Annotated in this window: 17 protein-coding genes; 9 read left to right on the top strand and 8 right to left on the bottom strand. The window is 37.1% G+C overall.

Going from position 1 to position 24121, the window contains the following annotated elements:
- Window positions 1-187: 187 nt before the first annotated feature.
- Both hpmA and ABN256_RS07485 read right to left on the bottom strand, forming a co-directional pair.
- Complete coding sequence (hpmA, locus tag ABN256_RS07490) at window positions 188-4921, bottom strand: calcium-independent hemolysin HpmA (RefSeq protein ID WP_349439304.1); 4734 nt, start codon at window positions 4919-4921, stop codon at window positions 188-190.
- Window positions 4922-4954: 33 nt separating this feature from the next.
- Complete coding sequence (locus ABN256_RS07485; RefSeq protein WP_197268965.1) at window positions 4955-6640, bottom strand: ShlB/FhaC/HecB family hemolysin secretion/activation protein; 1686 nt, start codon at window positions 6638-6640, stop codon at window positions 4955-4957.
- A gap of 827 nt (window positions 6641-7467) precedes the next feature.
- Here ABN256_RS07485 and tnaC point away from each other — a divergent pair.
- The 4 genes from tnaC to mutT all read left to right on the top strand — a co-directional run bounded on the left by tnaC (window position 7468) and on the right by mutT (window position 10922).
- Window positions 7468-7572 carry a tryptophanase leader peptide gene (tnaC, locus tag ABN256_RS19195; protein WP_071788547.1) on the top strand — a complete coding sequence of 35 codons (105 nt, stop codon included), beginning with the start codon at window positions 7468-7470 and terminating at the stop codon, window positions 7570-7572.
- A 115-nt stretch (window positions 7573-7687) separates the two neighbouring features.
- Window positions 7688-9091 (top strand): tryptophanase, encoded by a 1404-nt coding sequence (locus tag ABN256_RS07480; protein ID WP_072069257.1) that lies wholly within the window; start codon window positions 7688-7690, stop codon window positions 9089-9091.
- 72 nt (window positions 9092-9163) lie between these two features.
- Entirely contained in the window at window positions 9164-10414 is a 1251-nt protein-coding gene (locus ABN256_RS07475; RefSeq protein ID WP_196554015.1) for an aromatic amino acid transporter, read from the top strand.
- A gap of 106 nt (window positions 10415-10520) precedes the next feature.
- Entirely contained in the window at window positions 10521-10922 is a 402-nt protein-coding gene (mutT, locus tag ABN256_RS07470; RefSeq protein ID WP_196554016.1) for an 8-oxo-dGTP diphosphatase MutT, read from the top strand.
- Window positions 10923-10990: 68 nt separating this feature from the next.
- Here the strand turns inward: mutT and yacG are convergent, their stop codons facing one another.
- From yacG to ppdD, 6 genes are all read right to left on the bottom strand, one after another.
- Entirely contained in the window at window positions 10991-11203 is a 213-nt protein-coding gene (yacG, locus tag ABN256_RS07465) for a DNA gyrase inhibitor YacG (protein ID WP_196554017.1), read from the bottom strand.
- 54 nt (window positions 11204-11257) lie between these two features.
- Entirely contained in the window at window positions 11258-12010 is a 753-nt protein-coding gene (gene zapD / locus ABN256_RS07460; protein ID WP_072069254.1) for a cell division protein ZapD, read from the bottom strand.
- A complete protein-coding gene (gene coaE, locus ABN256_RS07455) occupies window positions 12003-12626 on the bottom strand; it encodes a dephospho-CoA kinase (protein WP_196554018.1) in 624 nt (207 codons plus the stop codon). The genes zapD and coaE overlap by 8 nt, the downstream gene beginning before the upstream one ends.
- Before the next feature lie 233 nt (window positions 12627-12859).
- The gene (locus ABN256_RS07450) at window positions 12860-14059 is read right to left on the bottom strand and encodes a type II secretion system F family protein (RefSeq protein ID WP_197268967.1); all 1200 of its coding nucleotides are present in this window, start codon (window positions 14057-14059) and stop codon (window positions 12860-12862) included.
- Complete coding sequence (locus ABN256_RS07445; RefSeq protein ID WP_231619266.1) at window positions 14056-15156, bottom strand: ATPase, T2SS/T4P/T4SS family; 1101 nt, start codon at window positions 15154-15156, stop codon at window positions 14056-14058. Before ABN256_RS07445 ends, ABN256_RS07450 begins: the two co-directional genes overlap by 4 nt.
- 84 nt (window positions 15157-15240) lie before the next feature.
- Window positions 15241-15684, bottom strand: a complete 444-nt coding sequence (ppdD, locus tag ABN256_RS07440; protein WP_196554020.1) for a prepilin peptidase-dependent pilin — start codon at window positions 15682-15684, stop codon at window positions 15241-15243.
- Window positions 15685-15895: 211 nt separating this feature from the next.
- Here ppdD and ampD point away from each other — a divergent pair, with 211 nt between their 5' ends.
- The 5 genes from ampD (at window position 15896) to lpdA (ending at window position 23871) form a co-directional block, all read left to right on the top strand.
- Entirely contained in the window at window positions 15896-16438 is a 543-nt protein-coding gene (gene ampD / locus ABN256_RS07435; protein WP_072069249.1) for a 1,6-anhydro-N-acetylmuramyl-L-alanine amidase AmpD, read from the top strand.
- 325 nt (window positions 16439-16763) lie between these two features.
- Window positions 16764-17534 carry a pyruvate dehydrogenase complex transcriptional repressor PdhR gene (gene pdhR / locus ABN256_RS07430; protein ID WP_072069345.1) on the top strand — a complete coding sequence of 257 codons (771 nt, stop codon included), beginning with the start codon at window positions 16764-16766 and terminating at the stop codon, window positions 17532-17534.
- 163 nt (window positions 17535-17697) lie between these two features.
- Window positions 17698-20364, top strand: a complete 2667-nt coding sequence (gene aceE / locus ABN256_RS07425; RefSeq protein WP_072069248.1) for a pyruvate dehydrogenase (acetyl-transferring), homodimeric type — start codon at window positions 17698-17700, stop codon at window positions 20362-20364.
- A 12-nt stretch (window positions 20365-20376) separates the two neighbouring features.
- Window positions 20377-22242 carry a pyruvate dehydrogenase complex dihydrolipoyllysine-residue acetyltransferase gene (aceF, locus tag ABN256_RS07420; RefSeq protein WP_197268968.1) on the top strand — a complete coding sequence of 622 codons (1866 nt, stop codon included), beginning with the start codon at window positions 20377-20379 and terminating at the stop codon, window positions 22240-22242.
- Between the two features lie 201 nt (window positions 22243-22443).
- Window positions 22444-23871, top strand: a complete 1428-nt coding sequence (gene lpdA / locus ABN256_RS07415) for a dihydrolipoyl dehydrogenase (RefSeq protein ID WP_072063363.1) — start codon at window positions 22444-22446, stop codon at window positions 23869-23871.
- The last annotated feature ends 250 nt before the right edge of the window (window positions 23872-24121 follow it).

Genomic DNA, 24121 nt, shown 5'->3' with positions numbered 1-24121 from the left:
AGTTTTGAACAATATTTTATTTTTAATTCAAATAATTATGTTTTCGAAGACTTTTGGAATATTAGAAAATGCAATTTTATAGGGGGAGAAAGGGCTAAAATGCAGAGAGATAAAAACCCCGCTTATTGTAATAACAAGCGGGGTTGGCTTACAAAAGAATAGGCATTACTCTTTTATCAGGTATCTATTACTTTTCAGAAATAGATGATTTTGTGTTTACAGTCTCATTGACTTTAACGGGGGATTTTAATGATAAGTCACCACCTGCAAGTTGTTTCACTAAATCAACGGCTGATGATTTAAGATCAAGATCTGCACCCGCTTCATAATGATGGCCTTCAATATTATTTAATTGAACGTTGCTACCACCTAAATCAACTTGTCCTTGCTCGCTTTTCACTTCAACACCTGTAAGTTTAGTTGTGCCACTTACATTTAATGAAATGTCATTTTTGCTTGTTAAGGTTGAAGTTTGGGCAACTGCATCATTATCAATATGAGAAACTTTGATATCGGCATTAGCGGTATGACCTTCTGCGCCAGTAACGATATTTTTGATACTGTTACCTATTGTACCAACACCTTTATCAATTTTTTCTTTTGTCTCACCACTGATACCGGTTTTATCTGCAATAGTGGAAGAAAGAGAATTGTATTTATCAGAAATAACATCTGTTGCAGATTTAATTCCTGAATCAATAGTTTCTTTGATCGTATTTTCTAACAAGGATCCACCAGCTTTTGCTGTTTTATCAACTTGGCTAGATTTAGGATCATTGTTGTGGTTGTAACCCACATTTACATCAACATTAACATGACGGTTGCTATCTTTTTGGCTAGTCACTGTAAAGTCACCACCAATATTGCCCGTTACATTATCTGCAGAAACATTTGCACCAGAAAGAGCGAGGTTTTTATCGCTATTTACAGTTAATGTGCCTGTTTCTACGGAGGCATTTTGGTGAGTAGATTTTTGTTGATCTTCAACGTTTACTAAAACTTTGCCACCAATATCATGGATTGAGGTGGCTGGATTTTCTTCTGTCACTTCTTTTGGCGTGGTATTGGTTTGTTTACCATTTAAAGAAATATCAGTACCCCAATTGTTTTTGTAATCAGTTGATTGTGCTGATGTGAGTGTCGTATCTCCAGATTGAGACGTTAATTGTGTATCTTTGCTATTAACTTTAGTGCCTTGAAGACTAACTGAACTACCATTAACAGTTAAATTACCTTGGTTAGCGATTGTGCCACCTTCACGCGAGACGGTTTTTTCATCTTGCTTACCAATAGCAAATTCAGCGCCACCTAATCCATTGACAGAAGACGATTTTTCTTCCATTTTTTGGCCAAATCCTGCTTGTAATCCACCAGATAAGTTCTTACCTGTTTCAGTACGTTGAGATTCGGTAGCTTGGAAATCAACTTTGTTAGTTGCAGTCAGAGCAACATCATTTTCGCTGGTTAAATGAGTACCTTGTAAAGTCAGATTATGACCTGAATTTAACTCAATACCCTGAGAGCCATTTACTGAACCTGCTTTCGCTGTTGTCTGATCTTTTTGATGATTAGCACCACCTGCATTAAAGCCACCACCGTAATCTTTACTGTCTGGTGTTGTACCTACTTTCAGGTTTGCACTACCATTCACGTTATGTTGACTTTCAGAATGAGTATCTGTTGCTTGTGCAAGCGTTAAATCACCGCCAGCATTAATAACAGTTTTGCCATCTTGAGCATCAAACTTAGTGCCTTCATAATGTGCATCTTCGCGTACATTAATATTGATATTGCCAGCAGAGTTAAACTGGCTACCATCAGCTTTCGTTGTGGTTAGGCTTGTGTCAGAGGTTTTACCTTCACCTTTAATCGCTACGGTAATGTCGTTGCCAGTTTTTGTGCTGACACCAACTTGACCTCCTCCCGTTGTTTCGTGGAAGGACTCTTGATGTTTATTTTGTGCCGCTTCACTGGTGTGAGTGTTAGCCGTTAGTGCAATATCACCTTGGGTAGATTGATAATGAGTTCCTTGATCATGTAACGTTTTATTGCTGTCAGTATTAATTTTACCCGCAGTAATTGATGTTGAAACCGCTTGGCTATCATTTTGTGATTTCTGACTACCACCACCTTTAATACCGACTTCAACACCGACATTAGGTGCTTCTAAGTTACTTAAGTTAGCAAGATTACCAATGGCATCTTTAAAGGTAATTTTTTTATCTAAGTCGGTATTATTACCGGGTTTAGCTGTATCAATGCCATCTTCAACCGCTTTTTTAATTGGTTGAGTAACACCACTGTAATCAAGATTAACACCTACATCGACACCGATATTTAAGGTATCTGTTTTAGATGTTGCACTGTCATTTACAGCAAGGTGATTGATATTTTCACCTGATTCTTTATACACACCGTCAACTTTGTGTGATGCGCCTTGATGCGTCACATCATTATTTGCAGTAATGGTTAAATCACCTGCAACTTGAGTTTCGCTACCTTTATTTTTGGTGATCTCAGTTGTTGTATGCTGTTTATCATATTGGAAATCAGCTTTACTACCGATTTTATCAACACCACCAGTGTAGCTAAAACCACCTGAAATGGTTCTATCTGTACTGTCTGTTTCTTTTTTGTTTTCTGTTGAAACAAAAGCAATATTGTCACCAGAAACAGTGGCATTACCTGCAGTTGTTTTTAAATCAGAGCCTGCAAAAGTAACATCTTTATCTGCTTGAACTTTAACACTGCCACCACTAATAGTAGATCCTACTTGTTCAGTTTCAGTGCTGTTGTTTTTATTGGATGTATGAGTGATATGAAAACCTGCGCTATATTGCTTGTCTTCAACTTCTTTAGCATGACCGGTGATCTCTAATGATGTTTTTTCATCATTGATTTTTGTGATTTGCTGTGCAGATTTAACGTTGATGTCACCTAAAGACTCAATACCTAATTCATCGGCACTTTTAATTAAGCTACCAATTACATTAACATCTTTGCCACTGACCACAGTTAATTCTGCATCAGAAACTAATTCACTACCGGTTGAATGCTGTTGGTTAGTTTCATTCTTGTGGGAGTTTTTAGTGATGTTAAATGCAGTACCTGTACGTTCATCTGTTTTAGTGATGGTTTCGCTAATCGCATTATCAATAATAACATCACCTTGAGTCGTTTTAACAAAGGCACCTTGATTGCCCTTTACTTGACTACCTGTGACTTTGACACTGTTATCTGCTGCAAGTAACAGTTGTCCGTCAGCCGTTAATTGTGTTGAATGGCTGACTTCTTGTTTGTTGTTATTATTCTTATTATTACCACCGCCGATACCACCCCAAACAACATGATTGTCGGTTACTGTTTTATCATTGTTAGTCTTTTGAACATTAAGATTGATGTTCTCTTTAGCATTAACGACAACATTCTCATTAGAATGTAATTTTGCACCTTGAGCGGTAACTGAGCCTTCAGCATTTAAGCCTAGCGTTTTACCTGCGGTCAGTTCGCTGGCTTTTAAGGTTTCTGTTTGATGGCTATTGCTCCAACTACCTGTCTCTAGACGAGAAGTGTGGTTACGTTTATAACCATTTTCACTGCGATTTTCTTTTTCAACTAATCCATTGATATTAATATCTTTATTAGCATTAATTGCCAGAGTGTTACCTGCATTAACTTTTGCACCTTCAAGAGTGACATCACCTTGAGTTGCAGTTAGTGTGGCATTGTTCTTAGCATCAATATGGCTACCAGCTTGTTGTACCAATTCTTTTTCTTTAGTGACATCATACTGCCAAGAATAGAACCAGCGATTGTCGGTATCAGTCTCTTTTTGTTGTAGCTGTTTGCCATCAACAGTTAAATGAGCGCCTTGTAATAAAATATCATCACCCATTAAATCAGAGGCTTTGATTTGGTTTTTATTATCAGCAATTAATGTGATGTTTTTACCTTTTAACTCTGTTTTTGTCAGAGTTTGGCTTGAACCACTGTTATTAACTGCGATACCACCACGGTAATTTTGGTAGTTTTCACTGCCATCTTTGTCGAAATTATCGTAACGAACCTGACTATCCGTTTGAATATTATCAGCTTTTACGCTTAATTCATTATCAGAAACGAATTTACCTGTTAACTTAACACCACTTCCTTCTGCGGTATTAATAATACGAATACGACCAGATTGCATGCTTCCGAAGAAATAGCTATCTAGTGCAGAAGTTGGTTTTTGGGATGAAAGAATATCAAAACGTTGAGAGAAAGTATTTTGTCCTGTTAACGCTGAAATTTCAGCAGCAGTTATTTTTCCTTTACTATCAATACGTGGTGCAATTAAATCTAAAAGACCCGGAGCATATAAACCGTTTTTACCAATAGAAAGTAAATTGGTGTTATTAAGTGTGCTATATCCTTTTAACTCACCATTTTCAAATAGTGGATTACCCACGACTAAAGAAGAACGGCTTGTATTGATAAAACCACAACCATCACAAGTAATGCCATTTGGGTTAGATAAAACATATTCCGCAGCAATACCAAAGACTTCTTGCTGACCTAATAAGAATGATGGGTTACGACTAACAACCTCATTTAAAATTAAAGAAGCGGCTTGCCCATTTAAATTACTGTTGGCATTTAATTGCCCAGCAAGTTGTGATTGCCCAGCTTCTAAGGCGTTGTTAAATACTGCACCAGGTTTGCCTACATTAAAATCTTGATATTGGTTGTGAGAAATACCTTCACTATTTGGTGTAACGATATTAATGACTTGAGTACCACCATTGACTGATGAAACATTCGGTCCTTGAGTGCCCGAATCAGGAACAATACCGCCAGCATATGCATTTAATGATACGAAAATAATCGCTAAAGATGCAGCAAGCCTACCCGAAGGAGAGAGCTTGAAATTTTTTGAGTTCATAGAGTTTTCTCCGTTTATTGCTATGAGTGTGAATCAAAATAAATATGAAAATCTAACTAACACTTGAGTAGGGTCTTTGGTTTTATTGGAATTCGTTTGGTTGTAAAGCAAATGCCCCTTAGCGACTTCGATATCGAATTGTGCTTTTTGATATTGAAGATTTAAGCCTGAACTTAGTCCATAACCACTACGCCATCCTTCATAGTTGCCATGTTGTTGAACACGACCTGCATCTAGGCCAATTCGAGGGGTGATTGAAAAGGTATTTATTCGATAAGGATAAGAAAGGGTATTACGTAAATATCCTCCGTTATCACCAGAAAGTGTACTTTGGTCAAAACCACGGATTGCATTTTTATCAGTTAAACTGAGCCATTCAACTCCGGGTAAGGTGTCAGGGCTGTATTGACCAATGAAAGCGCTATTGAATAAAAATGTAGGATCTGATAATGAAAAACGATGTTGCCAATTGGCAAAAAGCTTAACTTTTGTAAAGCGATAGTCATTACCACTCCCATTAGCAACATGAGGTGATCCGTCTGCACCAAACCAACCAATGGCTTTTTCTGCACTTAAATTCACACTCACAACGCCGTTGGAAATAATGTGTAAATGGTTGATGCCTAGCTCTACGGTAGTGAGTGCTGGGCTACTTAAATCTAAGCGGATTTGGCTGAAATAGTTACGTATTCGTTTATGTGTTACCTGCATGTTTAAGGTATCTATCTGTTTTTGACTACGATAAAAAGCGTAATCCCCCCTTAAACCTATTTGTGTGGTATTCCCGGATAAACGTACTGTACGTGTCTGTAATGATTGATGAAATTCGTACTCCGAATAGCTACCAAAAGTACTGAATGTCAATGCACCATAAGGTAAAGAATAGAGTAGGGTGTAAGCACGATTAAAACGTGTATTTGGGTTGTCTGTGGTGATGCTAGCATTTAAGCTGACAAAATCGGATAGCCCCAAGGGACTGTCTAAGCTTGCATTTGTTCGAACTAACCAGCGTCCTGAGTTTTTTTGCCCATAGTTATCACTTGAAATATTCAAGTGCCAAGGCGCTTGGCGCTGATTGGTGAGCTGAATAATTGAGCCACCTAATTGCCTACCCGGTAATATATCGAGTTTGACTTTATTGGATTGTAAACGGTTCGCTTGATCAAGCCCCTGATCAAGCTTTGACAGTTTTAACGGTTCTCCTTCAACATGAGGAAAAAGTAAAGCTGTGTTAACGCCTCGATCACTGCCCTGTATTTTTTCAATAAAGCCTTCAATAACATATAACCCAAGCTGTTGTTCTTCATTAGGTCGTAAAAATTGGATCCTAGCAGTGATATAGCCATGTTGAAGGTAGCGTTGAGTTAACTCTTTGACTAATCGGTTAACGTCAGCACTTTTTATACATTGCTCTGGTAATGGTGTTAATGAATCAAGATCTTTTTCATTGAGTAAGGTAATTCCTTGAACATAAACACCATTAATAGGCAAACAATGTTCTGATTCAGTAATAAATGTGGGGGTAGGTGAAACCTCTAATGCATTTTCTTGAAGTTGTTGATAGCGATTTTGTTCAATAAGTTGATTTATTTCACGTTGGCTATCTTGTAATGCGCGCCTCGATTCTCCCATCGAGCCTAAATAACCGGCGTCATTCGCTGTTAATCCACTGGTTGAAAATCCACTTAATAGTGTTAATAAAATAACTTTTTTTCTCATTTTACCTCAATATAAAGGTATTAATTCAAATATAAATAATATGACTTAAAAATAGTAAGATAATAATTAATGTTTTTATATTATCTTTAATTTAAAAATAATAAACACCACGCACTCTCAATATGAAAATAAATTTAAAATCGACGAAATAAAGATAAATTTTTATTTCTTCCAATATAAAATATCGACATAACTAATATGATTGATATCACCAAAAGAATTAATCAAACAAATGATTTAATTGAATGTTGTCTATGGTATTGATTTTCATGGTTATAATCTACCGTGTTATTTTTCTCTCTGTTTAACTTAACATCGATTTTTCTGTGTTAATTAATAAAATTTTATTTTTTCTTAAGAGATTATAAATAATGAGAGGATGTTCTAGTAAATGAAGTAATTTAAAGTAATCACTTTTCATTTGTTATTTTTAAGTTTATTAATGTTGCATTATGAAATAAAAATTCCATGAATTATTATTTCATTTTAATGAATAAAATAGGATTTATAAAAGTAAAGATATCATGTTTTTATTGTTAAATAATTAATCATGATTAAAAGTAAGGTTGTTGGGATTTTATTTTAATATTATGAAAGTGTAATATGAATACATGTATTACAACTTAATGATGCCAATAAAAATTTAAACTATAAAAAATAGTTTATTAAAATTTGAAGTAAGTGATAGTGATCACGTTAATATATTATTTGTCATAAATAGTGTGATAAATATCCAAAATATACTATTGTTATATTACTAATCGTGTTTAACTGTTATATAAATTAGCATGTAAATTGTACTATTTCCTGACTATAAGGGTTAAAGTATGTTCTCATCATTTAATGTTTTGATAATATTAAGAGGTTTCTTCAGATTGAAGAAATGGTTTAATATTGATTCTGAACTCGCCTTCTTCTTTCCTGAAAAATAATCCTTTTTTATATCCATATAAAATAATTTAATACTCTTTTTCCGTTTAATTTAAATGGGAAGATTATTTTATTTATTCGTAACTTTATAATTTAATATATATTAAAGGTATTATCATGGCTAAAAGAATTGTAGAACCATTCCGCATTAAAATGGTAGAAAAAATCCGTGTTCCTTCAAGAGAAGAACGTGAAGCTGCATTAAAAGAAGCTGGTTATAACCCATTCTTATTACCAAGTCATGCCGTTTATATAGATTTATTAACAGACTCTGGTACTAACGCAATGAGTGATCATCAATGGGCTGCGATGATAACAGGTGATGAAGCTTATGCCGGTTCAAGAAACTATTATGATTTAAAAGACAAAGCCAAAGAGCTATTTAATTACGATTATATTATTCCTGCTCACCAAGGTCGTGGTGCTGAAAATATTCTTTTCCCAGTATTATTAAAATATAAACAAAAAGATGGAAAAGCGAAAAATCCTGTTTTCATTTCTAACTTCCATTTTGACACAACAGCAGCTCACGTCGAATTAAATGGCTGTAAAGCAATTAATATTGTTACTGAAAAAGCATTTGATTCAGAAACCTATGATGATTGGAAAGGCAATTTTGATATTGCTAAATTAAAAGAAAATATTGCTAAGCATGGTGCTGATAACGTTGTTGCGATTGTTTCAACTGTAACTTGTAATAGTGCTGGTGGTCAGCCTGTTTCAATGGATAATTTAAAAGAAGTTTATGAAATCGCCAAACAACACGGTATTTTTGTTGTGATGGATTCAGCTCGTTACTGTGAAAATGCGTATTTTATTAAACAGCGTGATCCGAAATATAAAAATGCCACAATTAAAGAAATTATTTTAGACATGTATAAATATGCTGATGCATTAACCATGTCAGCGAAGAAAGATCCATTGTTAAATATCGGTGGTTTAGTCTCTATTCGTGATAATGAAGAAGTCTTTACATTAGCGAGACAGCGTTGTGTACCGATGGAAGGTTTTGTCACCTATGGTGGTTTAGCGGGTCGTGATATGGCTGCTATGGTACAAGGTTTAGAAGAGGGTACAGAGGAAGAATATCTGCACTATCGTATTGGTCAGGTACAATACTTGGGTGATCGTCTACGTGAAGCAGGTATTCCAATTCAATATCCTACTGGCGGACATGCTGTTTTCGTTGACTGTAAAAAGCTAGTACCGCATATCCCTGGTGACCAATTCCCTGCTCAAGCGGTCATTAATGCTCTTTATTTAGAATCTGGTGTTCGTGCAGTTGAAATTGGCTCATTCTTATTGGGTCGTGACCCTGCAACAGGTGAACAAAAACATGCAGATATGGAGTTTATGCGTTTAACCATTGCTCGTCGTGTCTATACTAACGACCATATGGATTATATTGCTGATGCACTTATTGGCTTAAAAGAGAAGTTTGCAACGCTTAAAGGTCTTGAGTTCGAATATGAACCACCTGTATTAAGACACTTTACTGCTAGATTAAAACCTATCAAATAAATAATACTCCACAATAATAATGGCTCTCGTGCAATGCGAGAGCCCTATCCTTATTTCAGTAAGGACTAAAAAATGGAAAATAAGTCGGTAAATAAAGAACCCTCAATTATTGTAGGGGGATTTGTGTTGGGCGGCGCTATGATCGGTGCGGGAATGTTTAGCCTCCCAACAATAATGTCTGGCGCTTGGTTTATTAACTCACTCTTTATATTGTTTATTGTTTGTTTTTTTATGTTTCACTCAGGAATATATATTCTTGAATGTATTTCAAAATATGGGGCGGGAACAAACTACTTTCATATATCAAAAGAGTTATTGCCAAAATGGGCCTGTTATCTTGCTAATGCATCTTTAATATTTGTATTATATATATTAATTTATGCTTATATTTCTGCTGCGGGTTCGATTATTTATGAGGCGTCATCATTATATGGCATTAATCTAAACCTGAGAGCAATATTTTTTGTATTTACTATCGTGCTTGGAGCAACAATATGGTGGGGAGGCGCTTGTGCGAGTCGCTTAACTTCCATTTTCTTATTCATTAAAATTGTTCTATTTGTATTGGCTTTTTCTGGATTGTTTTTTAAAGCAAGTGGCGACTTATTATTTAGCGCAACTTTTGAAGGGAAAAGCCAGTTATATCTTTATCCATTTATTTTTATCATTATTCCTTATGCGATAACTTCATTTGGATATCATGGAAATGTTTGTAGTCTTTATAAGCTTTATCATGAAAATGAAAGAAAGGTTGTTAAGAGTTGTGTGATTGGTTGTGTTTTAGCACTAGCCATTTATTTACTTTGGATGATTGGTACTATGGGGAATCTACCCCGTGAACAATTTATTACCATTATTCAAAAAGGCGGTAACTTAGATGCCTTTATTGATTCGTTATATACCGTCTTGAATAGTAAATATATTGAAGGTTTTTTATTATGGTTCTCAATTAGTGCCGTATTCTGTTCATTCTTAGGGGTAGCGATTGGTTTGTTTGACTATATTTTAGCATCACTAAAATTTGAAGATAACAAAACCGGACGCTTAAAGTCGGGTGTTTTATGTTTCACACCACCTTTATTGCTCTGTTTGCTTTTCCCTAATGGTTTTTTAATTGCAATTGCGTATGCAGGTACGGCGGCTTGTGTCTGGGCAATTATTTGTCCTGCAGTTATGGCACTGAAAGCGCGAGAAAAATTTCCCAACTCAGGTTTTAAAGTGTGGGGCGGTAAAGGGTTAATTTATTCTGTTATCGCTTTTGGTGCTGTAGGCATTATTTGCCAAACATTAGCACAGCTTGGTTTCTTGCCTATTTATCGTTAATTAATCGATATAATCAAGGAAAGAAAACCAGAGTAGCGCCATTGGATATACGTTATAATAACGTTAAGTTGTTATAATAACTGGACTATTCAATAGGTTGTCTATAATGGATAAAAAAAAGCTACATATTGCTGCGGGTATTATTTGTGATCAAAACAATAATGTCTTTATCACCCAACGCCCCCTAAAATCACATATGGGGGGATTTTGGGAATTTCCGGGAGGGAAATTAGAAGATGAAGAAACTCCTGAGCAGGCATTAGTGCGTGAGTTACAAGAGGAAATTGGTATTGATGTAACCCAGTGCTCGCTTTTTGAAACGGTAGAGCATGATTTTCCAGATAGACATATTACATTATCTTTTTTCTTAGTAACTCAATGGGATAATGAGCCATACGGTAAAGAAGGGCAAGATTCAAAATGGACTTCTATCGCATCATTAAATGCTGATGATTTTCCACCGGCTAACCGCACAATTGTGGCATTGTTACAAAATAAAAGTAGATAAACGAATATAGTAATAAATAAAATAGCCACTCCAATGAGTGGCTATTTTTTATGTTCTTAATCGGAATATTAAAAATCTTTAATCTCAGGTTGTGGAGATTCACTCCAGTCGTCACTGTCATTAATATCGCTTTGGCTTGGAATACGTTTTGATTCGTCAGCCCATTCACCTAAATCAATAAGTTGGCAACGTTTGCTACAAAAAGGGCGATAAGGGCTACTTTCATTCCAAATAACTTCTGTTTGGCAGGTTGGACATTTCACAATTAATTCTTCGCTCATTATCTCTCCTAGATTTCATTGGCGCGATAGGTGTTCATGGTGATCAACACAATGTTAGCAACAAGCAATCTCAAAGGGTAGTTCTAGCGGTATTGTTCCATTTTCACTATCAAGTGGTAAGAATCGGATCGCGTAACGATTTTTATGGCCAGATACTTGAGGGTAGATCTGGTGGTCAATGGCGATTTTAAGACGTAGTAGTTCACCTTCTTCAGCACTATCTTGGTAAAAACCACGATGACTTAACGCGGGTTTAAAAGTATCTGATTGGCGAATAAGCGTTAGTAAGCTATTCAATGCATTTTGTAATGGTAACAAGCCTGTCATCCAGTTTTGTAATCTTTCATCACGGATGGTTTGAGGCAAACTTAACCATAAATGCAATGCAGGTACATCAAAATTACAGCATCCTCCTGGGATACTTAGGCGCTGTTTGACTAAACTTATTACTTTATCTTGTTTTAAATGCTGCCCAATTCGCGGAGCTTGACTTAATACCGATGCATTTTCGGCTAGTTCATTAATAATTTGTGTGACAATTTCTTTATCAACATTAGGGAATGATAGCCATTGTTGTAATTTTTTTTGTCTTTTTTCTAATTCTTTGAGTAATTCAGCACGAATTTCACCACGATCAAGCACTTCAATAAATTCTGATATCGCGCGGAAAAAAGAGAGTGCGGTGGGTAACGAATCGATTGTACGAAAACTATTAATTTGAATTAATGAGTTTTCAATTCTAAGCCATGAACGCATTTTTTCATTTAGGGGATGTTCGAAGATGATAGTTGTGATGTCATCACTCATGGCTGTTGTCCTGTAACGCTTGTTGAGCTAATTCTAAGTAATGCTGATGGAGTTGCTTAACTTTGCCAATTATATTTTGGCTATTATCGTGATTTTCAATAATATCATCAGCGGCGGCTAATCGTTCTTGTCTTTGAGCTTGTGCCTTTAAAATATTGAGCACTTGTTCTCGGCTTACGCCATCTCGTTTCATTGTTCTTGCTATTTGTTCTTCTTGTGTAACATCAACGACAAGAACACGAGAGGCTAAGTGAGTTAATTTATTTTCAATTAATAAAGGAACAACCCAAATAAAATAAGGGGTTTTAATTTGTTGTATTTGTCTTTGAGTCTCTTGCTGTATCAGGGGGTGAAGAAGATTATTGACCCAGTTTTTTTCTTCATCATGTTGAAAAATAATCTGGCGTAGCTGAGCTCGGTTTAATGAACCATCAGGCAATAAAATGCTGTCACCAAAATGTTGATGTAACGCATTTAGCCCAAAGGAATGAGGTTCTACCACTAATCGAGCAATAACATCAGCATCAACAAGAGGTACACCTAATGAGGCAAAAGCATTAGCAATAGTGGTTTTACCACTACCTATTCCGCCTGTAAGAGCAACCGTATAAGCCATTGTGTTTATCTATTTTTAATGAATTAAAATTTGCTATTAGTTTGGATATTCTAAAGCCTAATTTTGTTTTTATCACAAGATAATAACCGCAATATTTAGGTTTTATTCGGTTATTATGATAGGTGATTTTCTGCTACCCTAACATCCTACCTCATAATCAGTAATAGAATTATCATCAATCAATTACTTAGCGAGAAAGATCACAATAGCATATTACTCATAAAATTTGTGATTCATTGTATAGTATCACCTAACTGTAATATAGGAAGATACATAGCCATAATTAATGTACCAATAATCGATGCAATTATCGCCATTAACAGCGGCTCTAACCATGTACTGATAGTATTTAATTGTTCTTCAAGCTGATGATAAAACCAATCACTTAATTGCTGACAAAAATAGAGTAACTGTCCTGAGTTTTCTGCACAAATGATAAATTGGTGGCAAATAGGAGGAAAGTAAGATGCATTTTTCATAAATAAACTTAATGATTTTCCTTGCGTAATGTGTTCACTCATTTGTAATAGCTGACGTTTATAAATAGGATGTGTAAGTTGTTCTATAATAATCGTTAAGCCTTGTAATAATGGTAATCCAGCTTGTTGTGTAATACTTATTATTTGAAAAATAAGATAGAGTTGATGGTGTTTTAATAGCGTGCCGAAATAAGGTAGGTGAAGGAAAATAGTTTGTTCATAATAATAAAATAACGGCGAGTAATGGCGAATAAAATGATAAAGCAATATTAGCCCAATGAAGAAAATAAGTATTATAAAAATATAGTTAGAAAACCATTGGGAGAAAGCAATTAATGCTAAAGTTAAATCAGGAAGCTCGGTATTAAAGGCACTGTATAAGGACTGATATTCAGGTAAAACGTATAACAACATAATACTGGTAATAGAAAATAGAATAGCCAATAAAAAAAGTGGGTATTTAAAAGATTTTTTAATCTTATTAACTATTTCTTGTTGTTTTTTTAATTGTGTTATTTGAAGTGTTATGACTTCATTTAATTTTCCGCTTTCTTCACCAATAAAAATAAAGCGCACTAATGAAAGTGGAAAATAAACGGGATAACGGCTTAACTGTTTTGATAATGTGCCACCTTGCATTAAGTTAAAAATAATATCATCTAATACACATTGCCAATGAGTATAACGACATTCATTTTTTAATAACGTTAAAGCAGGTAAAAGAGCTAAACCTGAGTGAAGTAATAATGCGAGTTGTTCAAGTAATTGAATACGATATTTTTTATCACTTTCTTGAAATATCATGATTTTGTATAAACGTATTTTTATGGGGATTTTTTGTTGCTGTATTAATTTAATGAAGACATCATTATTTGATGATGCGAGAATGTTTCCTGAACACCATTCGCCTTGATAACTTAGTGCAACGTAACGATAAACTTGCTGTAATCTCATTCAATATCTCCCAGAGTTTGATAAACCTCTTCAAGTGTTGTTATTCCTTGTTTAATTAATAAAATACCTGAATGGAGTAAATTATAGGGAGATGCATGTGCTTGTTTTGTTGGTTCAAAACAGTCATAGATTGCCGTTCTTCCTTTATAACCGGAACTACATTGTTGGCAACCTATTGCTTGCCAGTTCGGCAATTCAATGATTTCTTCATTAATATTAATCTGTTTTTTATTGGGTAAGCAGGTTTTACAATGCGAGCATAAACAGCGCACTAATCGCTGTGAAATAATTAAGCTAATACAAGAGTGAATAAGATCTTTTGCAATACCTAAATTGTGTAGGCGCATTAAGGTGGTATTTGTGGAATTAGTGTGCAATGTGGATAAAACAAGATGTCCTGTTTGTGCTGTTTTCATTGCCATTTCAGCAGTGGAGGGATCTCGAATTTCACCCACCATTATAATATCAGGGTCTTGACGTAATAATGCGCGTAGTATTGTAGTAAATGTGATCCCTGCTTTTTCACAAATCTGAATTTGATTAATACCCTCTAATGGTAATTCAATGGGATCTTCAACACTATTTATATTACGGTTATCTTTATTTAAATAATGTAAGCAACTATATAAAGTTAGTGTTTTTCCACTACCTGTTGGGCCTGTGACTAAAATCATACCTTGAGGTAAAGTTAAATATTTTTTTAATAGTGTTAAATGAGATGGCTGAAATCCTAAATAGTTTAAATCTGGTTGTTGGAGGTTATTGATAAGGCGTAAAACGATTTTTTCACCATAAAGAGTGGGAAGTGTCGCTATTCTTATTGAATAATTTTTCTCATTATAAGACCAAGTAAATTGTCCATCCTGAGGTAATCGTTTTTCTGTAATATTTAAATTAGCCAATATCTTTAAACGTGTCACTATTTCTTCTGAGAATTCATTCGGAGGTGGAGAAAATAAATATAAATGGTTATCTATTCTGGCTCTAATTCTAAAGTTGAATTGTTGAGGTTCAATATGTAAATCAGAAACACGCATTAAAATGCTATGGCGTAATAGATGTTCAATAAATTCTGTTGCTGAGTGTGTAATATCCATTATTCACCTTTTTATATTTGTTTTATTTGTGTTGTTTTAATATAGGAACATTCAATACGAATGTTCCCCAATATCCATAATGCATTAATATGATTTGAATATTTCAGTACATTGCTTTTGTAACGTAGTATTAGCGGCAGAGCATAGTGTCCTCCATATGGGAAGATAATCACCCGCACTTTTTTCTAAAGACATGACAATGGTTAGGCCTTCAAGTTGTGCTTTCCCAGTTGCATTAATGACACCATTTAATACAGATACTTCAGAAAGGTATCGACTGCGAAATTGTGGGGGCATAAATGTTGAGTCGGAATCGCAATGGTGAAGTTCATTTTCATAACGACATAATTCAACAGCTGAACGATAAGGGGAGAGCGTTTGCAAAATATCGGTTAAAGCCGCTTTTTGGATATAGCCTTGATAAGCAGGAATAGCTACGGAGCTTAAAATAGAAATAATGGCTATGACAATCATAAGTTCCATAAGGGTAAAGCCATTTTCGGATGAGTGATAATTAAGTGCGTTCATCTAGCGTCCTCCTTGATTAATAGACACTAGAAGTATGAAAAAAAAGGACTTTATTGGCGAATAGATAAAATAAAATTTGAGTAAAATATCGAAAAGAAAACAGAGCTATACAAATTTAACCTTTATTATTGAGAGAAAGTTCGCATTTATTGATGAATATTAGTTAATAAAATTATTGATAATAGCTAAAACACAGTAGAAGAGGGTTGATGTGGAAATTAAACAAGGTTGGCTTATTGATGCAAGAAAAGTACCTTCACCAAACCATGATAAAAGGCCTGAAGGAGAAGTCCCCTCTTTACTGATTGTTCATAATATCAGTTTGCCACCAGGTCAATTTGGTGGGCCTTATATTGATAGGTTATTTACCAATACATTATCAGAGCAAGATCATCCTTTTTTTAGTGAAATAATCGGGTTAAGAGTATCTGCTCATTGCCTTATTCGGCGTGACGGTGAAATTGTGCAATATGTGCCTTTTACAGATAGAGCATGGCATGCGGGCGTATCTTTATATAAAGGTAGAGAAAAGTGCAATGATTTCTCTATTGGTATAGAGCTTGAGGGTACTGATAATTGTAATTTTACACTAAACCAATATCAGCAATTAGCCAAGATAACTCAATCACTTATTACGCTTTATCCTGCCATTAAAGAGAACATAACAGGGCATAGTGATGTTGCTCCAAATCGAAAAACAGATCCAGGGCCTCACTTTGATTGGGACTATTTTCATAGTTTGTTAACGAAATAACAAGATTAATTGAATTAAAACGTAATCAAGATAAGTATTTATTCATTTTGTTATTGCTGTCACGCTTCAGTTTGACTGTTTATGTGTTTAAAAAACGTTAAAAAATTTATTTTTAACGTTTCAGTATAATGCGATCTAGTTATCACTTTTGATGAATTTTTAAAATAATTTGTTAAAATTTGCAGGTTTTTATGATTTCGCTCAACAACTGTATGGACAGTTAGTGAATACTTTGTTACTTTATTATCCGTTATATTAAATTGGTATTACCAATTGACAACTCAATCACAAAGGTAATAGTTATCCAATAATGGCTTCCAGCAATATGGCTTATACAAAAATCCGTCAACCTAAGCTTTCTGATGTCATTGAGCAACAGCTTGAGCATCTGATTTTAGAAGGCACTCTGCGTCCAGGAGAGAAACTCTTACCTGAGCGTGAGCTGGCGAAGCAATTTGATGTATCTCGCCCTTCATTGCGTGAAGCTATCCAAAAATTAGAAGCTAAAGGTTTTTTACTTCGTCGCCAAGGTGGTGGAACATTTGTTCAGCATAATCTCTGGCAAAGTTTTAGTGATCCTTTAGCTCAACTGCTTAGCGGACATCCCGAATCTCAATTTGATCTCTTAGAAACGCGCCATGCCCTTGAAGGCATTGCTGCTTATTATGCAGCGTTACGCGGTACTGATGAAGATCTTGCTCGTATCAAAGCAAGCCATGATTGTATTTTGAAGGCCCATGAAAAGGGTGATTTGGTCGCTGAGTCTGAAGCTGTATTGCAATATCAATTAATTGTCACGGAAGCTGCTCATAATGTTGTTCTATTACATTTATTAAGATGCATGGTACCTATGCTTGAGCAGAATATCCGCCAGAATTTTGAGTTTCTTTACACTCGTAAAGAGATGTTAACTGCCGTAAGTGAGCATCGTAGTCAGATTTATCAGGCTATTATTAATAGAGAGCCAGAGGTAGCGCGTGAAGCTTCACATCGCCACTTAGCCTTTATTGAAGATGTTTTGTTGGATATGAGTCGTGAACATACTCGCCGTGAGCGCTCTTTGCGCCGGCTCCAACAACACCCTGATTTATTTTAGTAGCACAGATCCTGACCGCTGAGTCTGTACTACCTATCTCCCTGTGATTTTCAGGGATAGCGGTAATAACAGCAGGGTCTATCTTCCCGTCATATCAAATGGGTATAACGGGAAGATAGACTCCCATAACCATTAAAAACAGATAACAGATAAGGAATACACCATGTCAGATATGCTGAAAAATGACGTGGATCCGATCGAAACTCGCGACTGGTTACAAGCGATCGACTCGGTCATCCGTGAAGAAGGTGTTGAGCGTGCACAGTTCCTGATTGATCAGGTATTAAAACAAGCGCGTAATGGCGGTCTTAATATTGCTTTAGGCGGCTCTGTACACAGTGATTATATCAATACCATTCCTGCTGAAGATGAACCCGCTTACCCTGGCAATCTGGAATTAGAGCGTCGTATTCGTTCTGCTATTCGCTGGAACGCAGTAATGATGGTTCTGCGTGCATCCAAAAAAGATTTGGAACTCGGCGGACACATGGCGTCATTCCAATCTTCTGCAACGTTATATGAAGTGTGTTTTAACCACTTCTTCCGTGCTCAAAATGAAACTGATGGCGGCGATTTAGTTTACTTCCAAGGACATATCTCCCCAGGTATCTATGCTCGCGCATTCTTAGAAGGTCGTTTAACAGAAGAACAATTAAATAATTTCCGTCAAGAAATTGGTGGTAAAGGTTTATCTTCTTATCCTCACCCTAAATTAATGCCTGAATTCTGGCAGTTCCCAACTGTTTCTATGGGTCTGGGGCCTCTATCTGCAATTTATCAAGCTAAATTCCTGAAATATTTAAATCACCGTGGCTTAAAAGATACGACTAAACAAACTGTTTATGCGTTCTTAGGCGATGGCGAAATGGACGAACCAGAATCTAAAGGTGCAATCACCATCGCAGTTCGCGAAAAATTAGATAACCTGTGCTTCGTTGTTAACTGTAACTTACAACGTCTTGATGGCCCAGTTACAGGTAACGGCAAAATTGTTAACGAATTAGAAGGTATCTTTGCAGGTGCTGGCTGGAACGTTATCAAAGTAATGTGGGGCGATCGTTGGGATGAGCTTCTGCGTAAAGACACCTCTGGCAAACTCATTCAATTAATGAATGAAACTCTGGATGGTGATTACCAGACATTTAAATCTCGTGATGGCGCTTATGTTCGTGAGCACTTCTTCAATCGTTACCCAGAAACTGCTGCATTAGTTAAAGATATGACTGATGATGAAATCTGGGCATTAAACCGTGGTGGTCACGATCCGAAGAAAGTTTTTGCTGCATTCCAAAAAGCAAAAGACACTCAAAACAAACCAACTGTTATTTTAGCTCAAACCATTAAAGGCTATGGTATGGGTGAAACAGCAGAAGGTAAAAATATTGCTCACCAAGTTAAAAAAATGAATATGGATGGCGTTCACCATTTCCGTGATCGTTTCAATATTCCAGTTGCTGATGAGCAAATTAAAGACCTTCCTTATATTACTTTTGACAAAGAGTCAGAAGAATATAAATACCTGCACGCACGTCGTCAGGATTTAGGTGGTTACCTGCCAGCACGTCGTCCTCGTTTTGAAGAAAAACTAGATATTCCGACACTGGAAGATTTCAGCCAATTACTGGAAGAACAATCTAAAGAGATTTCTACAACTATCGCATTCGTTCGTGCACTGAATGTAATGTTGAAAAACAAATCTATCAAAGATCGTTTAGTTCCAATTATTGCTGACGAAGCACGTACTTTCGGTATGGAAGGTCTGTTCCGTCAAATCGGTATTTACAGCCCGAATGGTCAGCAATATACGCCTCAAGATCGTGAGCAAGTTGCTTACTATAAAGAAGATGTTAAAGGTCAAATTCTGCAAGAAGGTATCAACGAACTGGGTGCTGGCGCATCTTGGTTAGCTGCTGCAACATCTTACAGCACTAACAATTTGCCAATGATCCCATTCTATATCTACTACTCAATGTTTGGTTTCCAACGTATTGGCGATCTATGCTGGGCAGCAGGTGACCAACAAGCTCGTGGCTTCTTAGTGGGTGGTACTTCAGGCCGTACAACACTTAATGGTGAAGGCCTACAACACGAAGATGGTCATAGCCATATTCAATCACTGACTATCCCTAACTGTATCTCTTATGATCCAGCCTTCGCTTATGAAGTTGCTGTTATCATGCAAGACGGTTTAGAACGTATGTATGGTGATAAACAAGAAAACGTTTATTACTACATCACTACACTCAACGAAAACTACCATATGCCAGCAATGCCAGCCGGTGTTGAAGAAGGTATCCGTAAAGGTATCTACAAACTGGAATCACTGGAAGGTGCGAAAGGTAAAGTTCAATTACTGGGTTCAGGTTCTATTTTGCGTCATGTACGTGAAGCAGCACAAATCCTGTCTACTGAATACGGTATTGGTTCTGATGTTTATAGCGTAACTTCATTCACTGAACTGGCTCGTGATGGTCAAGATTGTGAACGTTGGAACATGCTACACCCATCTGAAGCACCGCGTGTACCTTACATCGCTCAGATTATGAATGATGCACCAGCTGTAGCCTCTACTGACTATATGAAGTTGTTCGCTGAACAAGTTCGTACATATGTACCAGCAGATGATTACCGCGTATTAGGTACAGATGGTTTCGGTCGTTCTGATAGCCGTGAAAACCTGCGTCACCACTTCGAAGTTGATACTTCTTATGTGATTGTTGCTGCATTAGGTGAATTAGCTAAACGTGGTGAGATTGATGTGAAGATTGTTGAAGAAGCAATCAATAAATACAACATCAACCCTGAAAAAGTAAACCCACGTCTGGCGTAAGAGGTAAAGTGAATGTCTATTGAAATTAAAGTCCCAGATATCGGTGCTGATGAAGTTGAAGTCACCGAAGTGATGGTGAAAGTGGGCGACCGTATTGAGGAAGAACAATCCTTAATTACTGTAGAAGGCGACAAAGCCTCTATGGAAGTCCCATCACCACAAGCGGGTGTAGTGAAAGAGATCAAAATTGCTGTGGGCGACAAAGTCCAAACAGGTTCTCTTATCATGATTTTTGAAGCAGAAGGTGCCGCGCAAGCTGCACCAGCTCAAGTAGCAGCTCCTGCACCAGCAGCTGCGCCTGCAACTGCAGAATTAAAAGAAGTTCATGTACCTGATATCGGCGGTGATGAAGTTGAAGTTACCGAAGTGATGGTGAAAGTGGGCGATAGCATTGCTGAAGAACAATCACTGATCACTGTAGAAGGCGATAAAGCTTCTATGGAAGTTCCAGCTCCATTTGCTGGCGTAGTAAAAGAAATCAAAATCGCAACTGGTGATAAAGTGAGCACTGGCTCTCTTATCATGGTATTTGAAGTTGCAGGTAGCGCACCTGTTGCTCAAGCAGCACCAGCTCCAGCAGCATCTGCACCAGCAACATCTGCTGTGAAAGAAGTGAATGTTCCAGATATCGGTGGTGACGAAGTTGAAGTTACTGAAGTAATGGTTAAAGTAGGTGATTCCATTTCTGAAGAACAATCACTTATCACCGTTGAAGGTGACAAAGCTTCTATGGAAGTTCCAGCACCATTTGCAGGTGTGGTTAAAGAGATCAAAATTGCAGTGGGCGACAAAGTGAAAACTGGCTCACTGATCATGACGTTTGAAGTTGCCGGTGCAGCACCTGTTGCTCAAGCACCAGCTCCAGCAGCAGTCGCGCCAGCAAGTTCTGCACCAGCAGCACCTGCAAAAGCACAAGCAACTGCACCAGTAGCAAAAGAAGAATTCGTTGAAAATGATGCTTACGTTCATGCAACACCTGTTATTCGTCGCTTAGCGCGTGAATTTGGTGTGAATTTAGCGAAAGTGAAAGGTACTGGTCGTAAAGGCCGTATCTTACGTGAAGACGTTCAGTCTTACGTGAAAGAGTTAATTAAACGTGCTGAATCAGCGCCAGCGAATGCAGGTGGTGGATTACCAGGCATGTTACCTTGGCCAAAAGTTGACTTCAGCAAGTTTGGTGAAATTGAAGAAGTTGAATTAAGCCGTATCCAGAAAATCTCTGGTGCTAATTTAAGCCGTAACTGGGTGATGATCCCTCACGTAAATCTGTTCGATGAAGCAGATATCACTGAGGTTGAAGAATTCCGTAAACAGCAAAATAAAGAAGCAGAGAAGAAAAAACTGGATGTTAAGATCACTCCGTTAGTCTTCGTGATGAAAGCTGCTGCAAAAGCACTGGCAGATATGCCACGCTTTAACAGTTCTATCTCTGAAGATGGACAGAAACTGATCCTGAAAAAATACATCAATATTGGTATTGCTGTAGATACACCTAACGGTTTAGTTGTTCCTGTTTTCAAAGATGTTAACAAAAAAGGCATTATTGAACTGTCTTATGAGTTAGCTGAAGTTTCTAAGAAGGCACGTGCAGGTAAATTGACCGCTGCGGATATGCAAGGTGGATGTTTCACAATTTCTAGCCTTGGTGGTATCGGTACTACCGGTTTTGCACCAATCGTTAACGCACCAGAAGTTGCGATTATGGGACTTTCCCGTTCTTCTATGAAACCTGTATGGAATGGTAAAGAGTTCGTACCACGCTTGATTCTACCAATGTCATTATCTTTCGATCACCGCGTGATCGATGGTGCTGACGGTGCTCGATTCATCACTCTGATTAATCAGTACATGAGCGATTTACGTCGTTTGGTAATGTAATTATTTAAACCGGTGCTTAGCACCGGTTTCTCTGATTACGATGATGGATTTTACAGTCATACATCTTAGGTTGTGAGATCCGTCATGTTAGAGCGCTTTTCAGTTTATTAACATTTCTGTAAACTGCATGCGGTATGTAAGTCTCGGTGTTAAATATGGATTTTCGTCTGACTCGCCGGACAAATAAATAATGAGGTCACGATGAGTACTGAAATTAAAGCACAGGTAGTGGTTCTCGGTGCAGGCCCTGCGGGTTATTCCGCGGCGTTCCGTTGCGCTGACTTAGGTTTAGAAACAGTTTTAGTTGAACGTCACTCTACATTAGGTGGTGTTTGTCTGAACGTGGGTTGTATCCCTTCTAAAGCGTTACTCCACGTTGCTAAAGTTATCGAAGAAGCGAAAGCATTATCTGAACACGGTGTTGTTTTTGATGCACCAAAAACAGATATCGACAAAATTCGCATCTGGAAAGACAAAGTTATTTCTCAATTAACCGGTGGCTTAGCGGGCATGGCTAAAGGCCGTAAAGTGACTGTTGTTAATGGCGAAGCACGATTCACTGGTTCTCACACATTGTCTGTTGAAGGTGGTGAAGGTACAACTACCATCACTTTTGAAAATGCAATCGTTGCTGCCGGCTCACGTCCAATCGAATTACCATTTATTCCACATGAAGACCCACGAGTATGGGATTCAACAGATGCACTGCAACTGAAAACTGTACCAGAGCGTTTACTGGTTATGGGTGGCGGTATCATCGGTCTGGAAATGGGAACGGTTTATCATTCTCTGGGTTCTCAGATTGACGTGGTTGAAATGTTTGATCAGGTTATTCCTGCTGCTGACAAAGACGTGGTTAAAGTATTTACCAAACGTATCAGCAAGAAATTTAACCTGATGCTAGAAACCAAAGTTACTGCGGTTGAAGCAAAAGAAGATGGCATCTACGTAACGATGGAAGGCAAAAAAGCCCCAGCAGAACCACAACGTTACGATGCAGTATTAGTTGCTATCGGTCGTGTGCCTAACGGTAAATTACTAGACGCAGGTAAAGCGGGCATCGAAGTTGATGATCGTGGCTTTATCCATGTTGACAAACAAATGCGCACTAATGTACCTCACATCTTTGCTATTGGAGACATTGTTGGTCAACCAATGCTGGCTCATAAAGGTGTTCATGAAGGTCATGTTGCAGCAGAAGTTATTTCTGGTAAAAAACATTACTTCGATCCTAAAGTTATCCCATCAATCGCTTATACTGAACCAGAAGTTGCATGGGTTGGTATGACAGAAAAAGAAGCGAAAGAGAAAGGCGTTAGCTATGAAGTGGCTTCTTTCCCATGGGCGGCATCAGGCCGTGCAATCGCATCAGATTGTGCTGATGGTATGACTAAACTGATTTTCGACAAAGAAACTAACCGTGTTATCGGTGGTGCAATTGTTGGTTCTAACGGTGGTGAACTGTTAGGTGAAATTGGTCTGGCAATCGAAATGGGTTGTGATGCTGAAGATATCGCATTAACTATCCACGCTCACCCAACGTTATACGAATCAATTGGTATGGCTGCGGAAGTATTTGAAGGTAGCATCACTGACCTGCCAAATCCAAAAGCGAAAAAGAAAAAATAAGCGACTTTTTTACTGGAAACAGTTTTGCTGAAAATAGCTTTACTGAAATCAGTTTACTAAAGTAGTTTAAATGATAAGGGCTAAGTTCTTTATGGAACTTGGCTCTTTTTTTATTGAAAAGCTGATTGTCTTCTATCGTGTGATGCGGGTTATTTAGTGTGAATGATGTTTATTTGACCGTAAATTTTACTTTAGTGCTAATTCGGGTGTGAAAAAAACTATAAAAAGTGTGGTTATTAACCAAAATCTT

It is taken from the genome of Proteus sp. fly-1008 (assembly GCF_040140305.1).
In the GTDB taxonomy this organism is placed as follows: Bacteria; Pseudomonadota; Gammaproteobacteria; order Enterobacterales; family Enterobacteriaceae; genus Proteus; species Proteus vulgaris_B.
The sequence above is the reverse complement of the archived record's forward strand: the minus strand, read 5'-3'. Positions and strand labels throughout refer to the sequence as shown.

What these genes read in the sequence shown, in the direction of transcription:
- aceF (WP_197268968.1), top strand. Translation starts at nt 20,377, where the DNA reads ATGTCTATTGAAATTAAAGTCCCAGATATCGGTGCTGATGAAGTTGAA.
- coaE (WP_196554018.1), bottom strand. Translation starts at nt 12,626, where the DNA reads ATGGCTTATACGGTTGCTCTTACAGGCGGAATAGGTAGTGGTAAAACC.
- ABN256_RS07480 (WP_072069257.1), top strand. Translation starts at nt 7,688, where the DNA reads ATGGCTAAAAGAATTGTAGAACCATTCCGCATTAAAATGGTAGAAAAA.
- lpdA (WP_072063363.1), top strand. Translation starts at nt 22,444, where the DNA reads ATGAGTACTGAAATTAAAGCACAGGTAGTGGTTCTCGGTGCAGGCCCT.
- zapD (WP_072069254.1), bottom strand. Translation starts at nt 12,010, where the DNA reads ATGAGTGATGACATCACAACTATCATCTTCGAACATCCCCTAAATGAA.
- mutT (WP_196554016.1), top strand. Translation starts at nt 10,521, where the DNA reads ATGGATAAAAAAAAGCTACATATTGCTGCGGGTATTATTTGTGATCAA.
- hpmA (WP_349439304.1), bottom strand. Translation starts at nt 4,921, where the DNA reads ATGAACTCAAAAAATTTCAAGCTCTCTCCTTCGGGTAGGCTTGCTGCA.
- yacG (WP_196554017.1), bottom strand. Translation starts at nt 11,203, where the DNA reads ATGAGCGAAGAATTAATTGTGAAATGTCCAACCTGCCAAACAGAAGTT.
- ppdD (WP_196554020.1), bottom strand. Translation starts at nt 15,684, where the DNA reads ATGAACGCACTTAATTATCACTCATCCGAAAATGGCTTTACCCTTATG.
- ABN256_RS07485 (WP_197268965.1), bottom strand. Translation starts at nt 6,640, where the DNA reads ATGAGAAAAAAAGTTATTTTATTAACACTATTAAGTGGATTTTCAACC.
- tnaC (WP_071788547.1), top strand. Translation starts at nt 7,468, where the DNA reads ATGTTCTCATCATTTAATGTTTTGATAATATTAAGAGGTTTCTTCAGA.
- ABN256_RS07450 (WP_197268967.1), bottom strand. Translation starts at nt 14,059, where the DNA reads ATGAGATTACAGCAAGTTTATCGTTACGTTGCACTAAGTTATCAAGGC.
- pdhR (WP_072069345.1), top strand. Translation starts at nt 16,764, where the DNA reads ATGGCTTATACAAAAATCCGTCAACCTAAGCTTTCTGATGTCATTGAG.
- ABN256_RS07475 (WP_196554015.1), top strand. Translation starts at nt 9,164, where the DNA reads ATGGAAAATAAGTCGGTAAATAAAGAACCCTCAATTATTGTAGGGGGA.
- ABN256_RS07445 (WP_231619266.1), bottom strand. Translation starts at nt 15,156, where the DNA reads ATGGATATTACACACTCAGCAACAGAATTTATTGAACATCTATTACGC.
- aceE (WP_072069248.1), top strand. Translation starts at nt 17,698, where the DNA reads ATGTCAGATATGCTGAAAAATGACGTGGATCCGATCGAAACTCGCGAC.